Here is a 12,054-nt window from a genome sequence, read left to right on the forward strand (position 1 = left end):
CGCGCTGCTGCCGGCCACGTCGCCTGGCGCGGACGCCGTCGTCTCAGACATTGCGCGCCACCTGGATGGCCCAGTGATAGGCGTGGAGCTGGGCCTGCCACAAGGACAGGCCGTCGACGCCGGCCGCTTCCAGCACGGCGCTGTCCGGGCCCGCCGCCTCGCACAGGCGCAGGCGCTGGCCCAGCCGGCCTTCACGCGCCAGCAGGGCCGTTTCGACATCAAGCGGCAGGTTCAAGTCGCGCAGCAGGTCCGCCATCGGCATGTGGAACAGCCGGTCGAGCAGCGAGAACACGCCGGTCATGAAGGCCAGGTCCTGCTCGTCGCGGTCGCCGCCGTCGCGCTTGCACAGCGCTTCCAGCAAGGCGCCGCGGCGCGCGGCGACCGGCAGCAGCAGGTTCGGCGGGCCGTCCGGATGCTGGCGCGCGTACAGCAGCAGCTGCAGCCAGCGCTGCAGCTGGCGCCGGCCGATGCGGCTGATGGCCTGGCCGAAGCTGGCGATATGGGTGCCGCTTGAAAACGCGGCCGAATTCACCAGCTTGAGCAGGTGGTAGGACAGGCCCGGATCCTGTTTCAGCTGGGCTTCGAGCTCGCGCGAATCGGCGTCGCGGGACAGCAGCGCCAGCATGGTCAAGAGGCGTCGGCGCGAGGTGCCGTCGTCGAACCGGCCGGGATGCTCCGATTCGTCGCCGGCATCGTCGAGCGCATAGGTGCCGGAGAACCAGCCGAAGCCGGCGTTCTCGCAGGCGCGCAGGCAGTCCAGGGAATCCACGCCGCGCGCCAGGTGCGGGCCGAACAGGGCCGGCAGCAGGGCCGAACCCGGCGCGCCGCAGCCGGCCGGGACCTCGCCGAAGTTGCGCGATACGCCGCGCAGCGCCGCCGGCTGCGGCACGCCGGCCGGCAGCGCGCCGTCCAGCAGCACCCGGTAGCCGTCGATCTGCAGGTCGGCCAGGCGCCGTGCGGTCCCCTCGCCCGCCAATGCCTGCGCGCTCACCGCCAGCACCACGCGGTTCGGCGGCAGCAGTTTTAACACGGGAGGTGTCAGCGCCGCCGGGGAATCCAGCAGCACGACGCAATCCAGCGGCGCCACGGCCGCCAGCAGGTCCGGCGCGCCGAACATGGCCTGCAGGGTGGCGTCGTCGAGGCCGCCTTCGGCTGCGCGCAGCAGCAGCGCAACCCATTCGTTCTGCGCGTTGGCGACGGAACGGATCTCAACCAACGGGAATGGGGCGGCGACCATTTGTCGATGTGCGGATTAGTGAATATGCATGATTGGTGTGTCGCTAATAGTAGAGCAGGAATTATCGGAAAGCAACTGAATTTGTTTCCTCATGGATACATTTTCAGGAGGCGTGCTGGACTGCGAACCGGATCAGCTCGGCCTGCCCTTCGATGCAGAGCTTGCGCTTGATGTTCAGGCGGTGGGTTTCGACGGTGCGCACCGACAGGTCGAGCGCGCGCGCGATCTGTTTGTTCGACTCGCCGTTGGCGATGTGGCGCAGCACTTCCTGCTCGCGCGAGGTCAGCTGGTTGTCCTGCGCGGCCGGCCTGGCCAGCTGGCGCGCCACCGGGGCGCTGTAGTAGATGCCGCCGCCCATCACGGTGTCGATCGCCAGCACGATGTCCTTGCCGGGCGCATCCTTCAATACGTAGCCGCGCGCGCCGGCCTGCATGGCCTGGCTCACGTATTCGAGCTTGTCGTGCATGGACAGGATCAGCACGGCGACGTCCGGATGGCTGCGGTTCAGTTGCGCGGTCGCCTCGATGCCGCTGCCGTCGCGCATGGTGATGTCCATCAGCACCAGGTCGATCCGGGCGCCGCCGAGCAGCTGCAAGGCTTCGCCCCCGGATCCGGCCTCGGCCACGACACGGAAATGCGGCACCGCTTCCAGGCGCGCGCGCAGGCCGTCGCGCACCAGCGGATGGTCGTCCACCAGCATGATGTGGACCGGTGCTTGTATCGTTTCAGTCATGGTTCCAATTACTCAGGTCGACGATCGCGCACACCGTGGTGCCCGCCTTTGATGATGTGATGCGGAGCGTGCCGCCGATCGCGTCCAGCCGCTCCATCATGTTGCGCAGGCCGATGCCGCGCTGCGGGTGCACGGCCACGTCCTCGGTGTCGAAGCCGGCGCCGTCGTCGGCGATCGCCAGCGTCAGGTCGTTGCGGCGGCGGACCAGCGACAGCGAGATCCGGTCGGCGCCGGCATGCCGCTCGATATTCGTCAGCGCTTCCTGGGCGATGCGGAACAGCACCGTGCCCACCACCTGCGGCAGGCGCGCGACCTTGCCGCTCATTGAAAATGCGACCGGCATGCCGCTGTGCTGGCTGAATTCCTGGGCCAGGTGCTCGAGCGCGGCGGCCAGGCCGAGGTCGTCCAGCAGGGTCGGGCGCAGGTCGTGCGAGATGCGCCGCACTTCTCCCAGCACCTTGTTGAGCTCCTCGGCGGTGTGTTCGAAGCTGGCGCGCGCCTGCTGCTGCTGGGCGGGGTTGCCGGCCAGGCGGATCACGCCGGCCTCGATCTGCAGCTTGATCGACACCAGCCACTGGCTGATGCCGTCGTGCAGGTCGCGCGACAGGCGCGCGCGCTCGGCCTCCTGCGAATCGACCACTCGCTGGGCCAGCACCTTCAGCTTGGCGTCGGCGACCCGCGATTCGCTGACGTTCAGCGCTAGTCCGGACGCGCCGATCACCAGCGCCGACAGGATCGCCAGGCCGGCGATCCACCACATCGTGGTCTGGATGTTGCGCGACTGCTGGGCATCGACTTTTTCGAGGGCGGCGTCGACGTCGTCCAGGTACAGGCCGCTGCCCATCATCCAGCCCCAGCCGGGAATCGACACCACATAGCCGAGCTTGGGCGCGGCGACGCCGGTCGAGGGCTTGGCCCAGTTGTAGCGCACCATGCCGCCGCCGCGCTTCGCGACCGCGATCAGGTTCTGGATCGTGGGCGCGCCGAACTGGTCGTGCAGGTTCCATAAATTGCGCCCGATCAGTTCCGGCTGGCGCGGATGCATCAGGTTGCGGCCGTTGAGGTCATACACGAAGAAGTAGCCGTCGTTGCCAAAGCTGAGCGAGGCCAGCACGCGCTTGGCCTCTTCCAGCGTGGCCGGGTCCTTGCGGCCGGACGCGGTCAGGTGGGCGATGGCGTGCGAGGCCAGCTCCACGTAATGCTCGAGCTCGGCCTGCTTGGTGGCCAGGTAGGCTTGCTGGATGGTGGCGCGCTGCTGCTGGGCCAGGGTGACGGCCTGCTGGCGGATGAACAGGGCGATCGCGCACAGGGCCACGATCAGCGGGGCGATCGCGAGAAAAATGAGCTTCTGTCTTAACTTCATTCCGTGCGCATGGATTTCGTCGTAACATGAAATTGTACGCTTGAACCCACGGGTGGTCCTACGTATTACCACGCAGACACCTCCGTAATCATGCGCTTGTTGATTGCAGGGCGGTGCAAGATACTGATTGGTAGCTTGCCAGGAATGTAAGCAAGAATAGCTTTCAGAGAATAAGCAGTCACTGCTTGGAGGAGTCACCATGAATCGTCTTACGAGCCGGCTCGGTTGGGCCGCGCTTTCGCTGGCGGGGGCCATCGCGCTCGCCTACGTCGCACTGAACCGCGGCGAATCCATCAATGCGGTCTGGGTCGTGGTAGCCGCCGTGTGCGTCTACCTGATCGCCTACCGCTTCTACAGCCTGTACATCGCCGACAAGGTGATGGGCCTCGATCCCAAACGCCAGACCCCGGCCTACAAGTTCAACGACGGCCTCGACTTCGTGCCGACCAACCGCTATGTGCTGTTCGGCCACCACTTCGCTGCGATCGCAGGCGCCGGCCCGCTCGTGGGCCCGGTCCTGGCCGCGCAGATGGGCTACCTGCCGGGCATGCTGTGGATCCTGGCCGGCGTCGTGTTCGCCGGCGCCGTCCAGGACTTCATGGTGCTGTTCATCTCGATGCGCCGCGACGGCCGCTCGCTGGGCGACCTGATCAAGTCCGAGATGGGCGAGATCCCGGGCGTCATCGCCCTGTTCGGCACCTTCATGATCATGGTGATCATCCTGGCCGTGCTGGCGCTGATCGTCGTGAAGGCCCTGACCGCTTCGCCGTGGGGTTCCTTCACCGTGATGGCGACCATCCCGATCGCGCTGTTCATGGGCATCTACTCGCGCTTCATCCGCGTCGGCCGCATCGGCGAAGTCTCGCTGATCGGTTTCGTGCTGCTGATGCTGGCGATTTTCGGCGGCCAGGCCGTGCACGATTCGCCGACCTGGGGTCCGATGTTTAACTTCACCGGCGTGCAGCTGACCTGGATGCTGATCGGCTACGGCTTCATCGCTTCCGTGATCCCCGTGTGGCTGCTGCTGGCGCCGCGCGACTACCTGTCGACCTTCCTGAAGATCGGCACCATCGCCGCACTGGCGCTGGGCATCGTGTTCGTCGCTCCGCACATGCAGATGCCGTCGATCACCCGCTTCATCGACGGCACCGGCCCGGCCTGGGCAGGCAAGCTGTTCCCGTTCCTGTTCATCACCATCGCCTGCGGCGCCGTGTCCGGCTTCCACGCGCTGATCTCGTCCGGCACCACGCCGAAGATGATCGAGAATGAAAACCACGCCCGCTTCATCGGCTACGGCGGCATGCTGATGGAATCCTTCGTCGCCATCATGGCCCTGGTGGCCGCCTCGACCATCGATCCGGGCGTCTACTTCGCGATGAACAGCCCGGCCGCCCTGCTCGGCACCACCGCCCAGAGCGCCGCCGCCGCGGTGTCGAATCTCGGCTTCGTGATCACGCCCGACCAGCTGACCCAGATCGCCAAGGACGTCGGCGAGAACACCATCATCTCGCGCGCCGGCGGCGCCCCGACCCTGGCGGTCGGCATGGCGCACATCCTGTCGAACGTAATCGGCGGCAAGGCGATGATGGCCTTCTGGTACCACTTCGCGATCCTGTTCGAGGCGCTGTTCATCCTGACCGCCGTCGACGCCGGCACCCGCGCCGGCCGCTTCATGCTGCAGGACCTGCTGGGCGCCTTCGTCCCGTCCTTCAAGCGCACCGACTCGCTGCCGGCCAACCTGATCGCCACCGGCCTGTGCGTGGCCGCCTGGGGCTACTTCCTGTACCAGGGTGTGGTCGATCCGCTGGGCGGCATCAATACCCTGTGGCCGCTGTTCGGTATCGCCAACCAGATGCTGGCCGGTATCGCGCTGACCCTGGGCACCGTCGTGCTGTTCAAGATGAAGCGCAGCCAGTACGCCTGGGTCACCATCGTGCCGACCATCTGGCTGCTGATCTGCACCCTGACCGCCGGCTGGCAGAAGATCTTCGACGCCAACGTCAAGGTCGGCTTCGTCTCCCATGCCCGGAAATTCCAGGCCGCCCTCGACCAGGGCCAGGTGCTGGCGCCGGCCAAGAGCCTCGACCAGATGGGCCGCGTGATCTTCAACGACTATGTCGACGCCACCCTGTGCGGCTTCTTCATGTTCGTGGTCGTCGCCGTGCTGTTCTACGGTATCCGCACCGCCGTGCAGGCGAACCGCGAATCCCGTCCGAGCGCCAGGGAAACCCCCTACGTGCCGGTCGAGCCGGCGGTCGAGGCCTGATCATGTTCAGCACGCTCGCACAGGCGGGACGCTACCTCGGGCAAAGCATGCGCCTGATGGTCGGCCTGCCGGAATACGACACTTATGTGGCGCACATGGAAAAGACCCACCCCGGTCAGCCCATCATGAGCTACGAGGAGTTCTTCCGCGAGCGCCAGCAGGCTCGCTACGGCAACGGCAAACGCGGCGGCTGCTGCTGAGTTTGCCCCGTTTCGCCATCGAAGGGACGCCGCGTGCGTCCCTTTTTCTTTCTCCCTCCGCCACTCTGCCCCGCTGTCTTGACACAGCACAAACGGGGCGCACACCCGCTCCCCTATAGTCCCTTCTTGCGGGAAAGTTCTTTCCCTCCGGATTTATCCCGACTATGCCGACATTCGAGCGTTCCAGCCTGAGCCAGAAACTGACGATCATGTGCCTGCTGTCGGCCGCCAGCGCGCTGCTGGTCGTCTATGCGGCATTCGTGACGGCATCGGTAGCCGAGCACCGGCGCAACGAGAGCGCCGAGCTGAGCGCGCTGGCCCAGGTGCTGGCGCGCAGCAGCAGGGATGCCCTGCAGTTCAACGACCGCAAGCTGGCTGCCCAGATCCTGTCGGCGGCGCAGGAAAGACCGGCGCTGCTGGCCGCCGTCCTGTACGACGGCAAGGGTCGCCCATTCGCCGCATGGCGCGCGGAAGGCAGCGAGGGCTTCCAGCTGGTCTCCCTGCCCGACCTGGGCCAGGACGCCCTGGAAGCAGCCACGCGCGCCGCCAGCCGCCCCTGGCTGCCAAGCATGCGCGTCTATCGCCAGGTCGCGCCCGACGCCGGCGGCCAGCCGGCCGGCGTGGTCATGATCGAGGCCGACGAACGCCCGGTCTGGCTGCGCCTAGGGCGCGCGATGGGCGTGATGGCGGCGGCGCTGGCCAGCGCCATGCTGGTGGCATGGCTGCAGGCCCGCCGTATCCGGCGCAGCATCGCCGACCCGATCGCCAAGCTGATCAACACTGCGCAAAAGGTCGCGGCAAGCCAGAACTACACGCTGCGGATCGCCCACCAGCGCAACGACGAACTCGGCACGCTGATCGACAGCTTCAACAACATGCTGGCCCAGGTCGAGGGCCGCGGCCAGGCCCTGACCCACCACCGCGACGAGCTGGAGCGTCAGGTATCGGTGCGCACCGAGCAGCTGGAAAAGGCCAAGAACGCGGCCGAAGCGGCCAGCCGCGCGAAGAGCGCCTTCCTGGCCACCATGAGCCACGAGATCCGCACCCCGATGAACGGCGTACTGGGGATGGCGGAGATGCTGCTCGGGACCGGGCTGACCGACACGCAGCGCAGCTACACCCAACTGGTGAAGCAGTCGGGCGAGCATCTGCTGGTGATCATCAACGACATCCTGGATTTTTCGAAGATCGAGGCCGGCAAGCTCACCGTCGAGTACATCAACTTCAACCTGTGGGACCTGCTGGACGACATCCACACCGTCTACACGCCGCAGGCCGAAGCCAAGGGCATCGGGATGCATTTCGACATCGCCAACGACATCCCGGTGGCGATCTGCGGCGACCCGAACCGCCTGCGCCAGATCATGGCCAACCTGCTGGGCAATGCGATCAAGTTCACCAACGAAGGCCGGATCCTGGCCCTGGTGCGCATCGCCAGCGAGGACAACCAGGCCGTGATGCTGCGCTTCGAAGTGCACGACACCGGGATCGGCATCTCGAGGGAAGCCCGCGGCCGCATCTTCGAGGCCTTCTCCCAGGCCGACGACTCGACCACCCGCAAGTACGGCGGCACCGGGCTGGGGCTGGCGATCTCGAAGCAGCTGGTCGAGCTGATGGGCGGTTCCATCGGTGTCGACAACGGCCGTCCGCAAGGCTCGGTATTCTGGTTCACGGTGTCCTTCGACAAGCGCCGCGTCGATCCGGACGCGCCGGGCGACCACCAGCACACCATCGACGGCCTGCGCGTGCTGGTGGTCGACGGGCAGGAGAGCAGCCGCGTGGACCTGGAGCGCCACCTGGCCGCCTGGCACGTCGAATGCGACGGCGCCGACACCGCCGACGAGGCACTGGAGCGCCTGCATGAGGCGGCACGGGCCGGCCGGCCGTACGACGCCACCATCCTCGATATGGAGCTGGAACAGGGCAGCGGCCTGCTGCTGGCGGCCGGTATCAAGCTTGACCCCGCCACGCGCGCGACGCGTGTCATTCTGCTTTCCCCCGATAAGCTGGCGGCCGACCCGGTGCAGCGCCGCGAAGCCGGGGTGGCCTACCAGCTGATCAAGCCGGCGCGCGCGGCCGACCTGTTCGCCTGCCTGGCGACGCGTCCGCGCGGCCGGGTGGTGCCGGCGCCGCGCTTCGTGCCGCCGCGGCCGCTGCGCCACGAATCCGGCAGGGCCGGGGCCCGCCGCGTGCTGCTGGCCGAAGACAATCCGGTAAACGTCGAAGTCGCCAGGGCGATGCTGGAAAGCCTGGACCTGCGGGTCGACTGCGCCCGCAACGGCATGGAAGCCCTGCGCGCGCTGCAGTCCGGAGCGACTGCGGGACAGTACGACTGCGTGCTGATGGATTGCCAGATGCCGGTGATGGACGGCTTCGCGGCCACCGCCTCGATCCGCCGCCAGGAGCGAGAGACCGGGCGCGGACGGACGCTCCCGATCATCGCGATCACCGCCAACGCGCTGCAGGGCGACCGCGAAGCCTGCCTCGCCGCCGGCATGGACGATTACTTGTCGAAGCCCTTCTCACAGCAGGAGCTGGCCGCAGTGATCGGGCGCTGGATCGCGCTGCCGCTGGTGGCCACCGTGCACCACGACGACGCGCCGCCGCGCCTGCCGCGCGAATCGGTCGAGGTGATCCAGCGCGACGTCATCAACCGCGTGGCGCTGGAAAAGATCCGCATGCTCTCGCGCGAACGCGGCGACGCCCTGGTGCAGAAGGTGATCAATGCCTATGTCGACGACACTCCCCAGCAGCTGAGCACCCTGCGCCACGCCATCGACGGCATGGACACCGGCAACGTGCGCCGCATCGCCCACACCCTGAAATCCGCCAGCGCCAACGTCGGCGCCGACGCCCTCGCCGCCCTGTGCAAGGAAATGGAGCACCTCGGCCGCGCCGACACCACCGAAGGCGCGGATTCCCTCCTGATCCATATGGAACAGGAGTTCCAGGCCGTCCGTGACTCGCTCACCGCCATCCTTGAGAAGGAAACCTGACATGCCAGCCCCCTGCTCCACCCAACGCGCAAATCATCGTGCGAGCCGACGCGGAATTGTGCTGGTCGCCGATGACGATCCGGTGATGCGCCTGCTGATGCTCGAAATGCTGGAAGGCGTCAACCTCGACGCCATCGAGGCCGAGGACGGCGTGCAGGCCGTCAAGTTCGCGCGCGAGTGTACGCCCGACCTGATCCTGATGGACGTCGAAATGCCGCGCATGGACGGCTTTGCCGCCTGCCGGGCGATCCGCGATTCGGAAAACGGCGCCACCGTGCCGATCGTGATGGTCACCGGCGGCGACGACCTGGAAGCGGTCACCAACGCCTACGAGGCCGGCGCCACCGACTTCGTCTCCAAACCGATCAACTGGCCCATCCTCGGCCACCGCGTGCTGTACGTGCTGCGCGCCAGCGACGCGATCGTCCGCCTGCGCATCGCCGACGCCCAGAACCGCGCGGTGCTGGCGGCGATCCCGGACACCTTCTTCCGCATGAACGCCGACGGCGTCTATCTCGACTATGAGCCCGGCAGGGAACAGCCGGGCTCTGAACGCGGCGGCGTGCGCGACGCCTTCCCTGCCGACGAATGCGTGGGCAAGCACGTCACCGATGTGCTGCCGCGCGATATCGCCGAGCGCATGCTGGAACAGATCGAGGTGACCCTGCGGATCCAGCAGGTGCGCTCGGTCGAGTACGAACTGATCCGCTTCGGCCAGGTCCAGCACTTCGAGGCGCGGCTGGTCGCCACCGGCCCGTCCGAGGTGCTGGGCCTGGTACGCGACATCAGCGAACGCAAGCGCGCCGAAGACCAGATCCGGCGCCTGGCCTACTGCGATAGCCTGACCGGCATCCCGAACCGCCAGGCCTTCCTGGAGATGCTGGAGCGCGAGCTGCAGCGCTCGAAGATCGGCAACAAGAAGTTCGCCGTGCTGTTCATGGACCTGGACGCCTTCAAGCGCATCAACGATACCCTCGGCCACGACGTCGGCGACCAGCTGCTCAAGCAGGTCTCGGACCGCCTGCGCGATACGATCCGCCCGAGCGACCTGCTGTCGCGCGGCGATTCGCTCACGCGGGAAGGCTTCGATGCGCGCCAGGACACCAACCTGGCGCGCCTGGGCGGCGACGAATTCACGATCCTGATCCCGGACCTGGACCGCGTCGAGCACGCCCTAAACGTGGCGCACCGCGTGAAGGATTCGATGCGGCGTCCCTTCCTCATCGAAGGCAACGAGATTTTCGTCACCGCCAGCATCGGCATCTCGCTGTTCCCCGAGGACGGTGACGACTGCACTTCGCTGCTGAAGTATGCCGACACCGCGATGTACCACGCGAAGAACTGCGGCAAGAACAACGCGAAGCTGTACTCGTCCTCGCTGACCATGCAGATCATGAGCCACGTGAAGCTCGAAGTCGGGTTGCGCCGCGCCCTGCAGAACGACGAGCTCTACCTGCTGTACCAGCCGCAGCTCGACGTGCGCTCGTCCGAGATCGTCGGCGTCGAGGCCCTGGTGCGCTGGCGCCATGCGGAGCGCGGCGTGGTCTCGCCCACCGAGTTCATCCCGCTGGCCGAGGAGACCGGCCTGATCGTCCCGATCGGCGAGTGGGTGCTGCGCACCGCCTGCACCCAGGCGCGCGCCTGGCAAATGCTGACCCGCCGTCCGGTACGGATGGCGGTGAACCTGTCGGCCAAGCAGTTCAAGGACGAGAACCTGAGCCAGATCGTGCTGTCGGCCCTGCACGACACCGGCCTCGATCCGCGCCTGCTGGAGCTCGAGCTGACCGAGGGCACGCTGATGGACGACGCCAAGGCGACCATGGCCACGCTGGAACAGCTGCGCGGGATCGGCGTATACCTGTCGATCGACGACTTCGGCACCGGCTACTCGTCGATGAACTACCTGAAGCGCTTCGACGTGCGCGCCCTGAAGATCGACCGCAGCTTCATCAGCGGCCTGCCGCAGGATTCCGAGAACGCGGCCATCACGCGCGCCATCATCGCGATGGCGCACGGGCTGAAGATGGTGGTGGTGGCCGAAGGCGTCGAGACCGGCGAGCAGCTGGTGCTGCTGGAGGAGTACGGCTGCGACCTGGTGCAGGGCTTCTACCTGGGCCGCCCGGCGCCGGCCGATACCGTCACCGGGATGCTGCAGCAGCTGTGGGTGCCGAACTGAAGAGGAGCGTATGCTCCGCCGGCCCCGGCAGCAGCGGAACCGGCCTGCCGTGTACCCAGTCCTCGTGCCCGCGCAGGAACCAGGGCGACAGCGGATGGCCGCTCTGCCCGCCCGGCATGTCGAACAGCCCTTCCTCTTCCCTTCCCGGCGACACCGTCAGCCGTTCCGACTGCCCGAACTTCGGGCCCGCCACGCGCGGCATGTTGGCATCGCCCGGCAACTGGTCGGGCGGCGCGCCCAGCCAGCGCTTCAGGAACGGCAGCGCCATGCTGATCGGATGCACGATCTGCGCCGTGTTGCGCAGGCCCCAGGTGGCCTGCGCCAGAGCCGTGCCGTCCTTCGTGACTTCGACGATGGCGCGGTCGACGGCGGCCAGCTGCAGCGCCTGCCAGTCGGCGTAGCCGGGCGGCAGCCAGGCCGCCGGACGCGCGTCGAGCAGGCGCACCAGCGCGACCGGCCAGCGCGAGGTGGCGACCGCCATATTCGCCTTCGGGTCCAGCTTTTCCATCTCGGCGTTGGCGCCGGCGAACAGCAATTCGTACAGCGACCAGCGGAACTGCTGCGCCAGGCGGTAGCCGCTCGATGCGGTGCTGGCATGGCCGTCCCAGCTCTCCTTCAACAGGCGCCGGAATTCGGCGCGATCCGGATGGCCGGCGACGGCGCGCTCGTCGAGCAGCGCCAGCAGGCGGTCGCGCCAGTCCTGCACGTACAGGGCGCGGTCGTCGAGCGCGGCGCGGAACACCGCGGGCACCTCGAGCTTGTCGCCCAGCTGGCGCAAGCCGCCGCCGAGCTGGCGCGCACGCGCGCCGATGTCGAAACCGCCGTCGCCCAGCATTTGCGCCTCCGGCCCCGCCAGCTGGCGGTTGTTGGCGGTGACCAGCTGGCCGCCCGGCGGGTTCACCACGCGCGGATGCTCGCCCGGCAGCAGCAACGAGCGCCAGGTCGGCGCGGCCCCATTGTCATCCAAGGGGAAGGACACCGCCAGTCCGCGCCCGCCGGCCTCGCGGCGCGGCAGCGCGCCGCCGACGATCCAGCCGATGTTGCCGTGGTCGTCGCCGGCCACGATGTTCTGCGCCGGAATAC

General features: G+C 67.5%; 8 protein-coding genes. 4 read left to right on the forward strand and 4 right to left on the reverse strand.

The annotated features are described in order from the left end of the window. Window positions 1–43 precede the first annotated feature (43 nt). The 3 genes from ACI48D_RS25750 to ACI48D_RS25760 form a co-directional block, all read right to left on the reverse strand. On the reverse strand, window positions 44–1,237 hold the full coding sequence (locus tag ACI48D_RS25750; protein ID WP_435574089.1) for an HDOD domain-containing protein: 1,194 nt from the start codon (window positions 1,235–1,237) through the stop codon (window positions 44–46). Window positions 1,238–1,340: 103 nt separating this feature from the next. Beyond that, window positions 1,341–1,970 (reverse strand): response regulator transcription factor, encoded by a 630-nt coding sequence (locus tag ACI48D_RS25755; RefSeq protein WP_435574090.1) that lies wholly within the window; start codon window positions 1,968–1,970, stop codon window positions 1,341–1,343. Then, a complete protein-coding gene (locus tag ACI48D_RS25760) occupies window positions 1,963–3,333 on the reverse strand; it encodes a cache domain-containing protein (RefSeq protein WP_435574091.1) in 1,371 nt (456 codons plus the stop codon). Before ACI48D_RS25760 ends, ACI48D_RS25755 begins: the two co-directional genes overlap by 8 nt. Window positions 3,334–3,532: 199 nt before the next feature. Here ACI48D_RS25760 and ACI48D_RS25765 point away from each other — a divergent pair, with 199 nt between their 5' ends. The 4 genes from ACI48D_RS25765 to ACI48D_RS25780 all read left to right on the forward strand — a co-directional run bounded on the left by ACI48D_RS25765 (window position 3,533) and on the right by ACI48D_RS25780 (window position 10,971). Beyond that, window positions 3,533–5,599, forward strand: a complete 2,067-nt coding sequence (locus ACI48D_RS25765; protein WP_435574092.1) for a carbon starvation CstA family protein — start codon at window positions 3,533–3,535, stop codon at window positions 5,597–5,599. A gap of 2 nt (window positions 5,600–5,601) precedes the next feature. Next, a complete protein-coding gene (locus ACI48D_RS25770) occupies window positions 5,602–5,799 on the forward strand; it encodes a YbdD/YjiX family protein (protein ID WP_435574093.1) in 198 nt (65 codons plus the stop codon). A 164-nt stretch (window positions 5,800–5,963) separates the two neighbouring features. Then, window positions 5,964–8,795, forward strand: coding sequence for a response regulator (locus ACI48D_RS25775; RefSeq protein WP_435574094.1), 2,832 nt, complete (start codon window positions 5,964–5,966; stop codon window positions 8,793–8,795). A gap of 1 nt (window position 8,796) precedes the next feature. Beyond that, window positions 8,797–10,971: a putative bifunctional diguanylate cyclase/phosphodiesterase gene (locus ACI48D_RS25780; protein ID WP_435574095.1), complete on the forward strand. Its 2,175-nt coding sequence runs from the start codon at window positions 8,797–8,799 to the stop codon at window positions 10,969–10,971. Here the strand turns inward: ACI48D_RS25780 and ACI48D_RS25785 are convergent. Further along, a partial coding sequence (locus ACI48D_RS25785; RefSeq protein WP_435574096.1) for a penicillin acylase family protein occupies window positions 10,934–12,054 on the reverse strand: 1,121 nt, incomplete at its 5' end. The genes ACI48D_RS25780 and ACI48D_RS25785 overlap by 38 nt on opposite strands.

Origin of the sequence: Massilia sp. LXY-6 (assembly GCF_051233485.1) — a bacterium.
GTDB lineage: Bacteria > Pseudomonadota > Gammaproteobacteria > Burkholderiales > Burkholderiaceae_D > Telluria.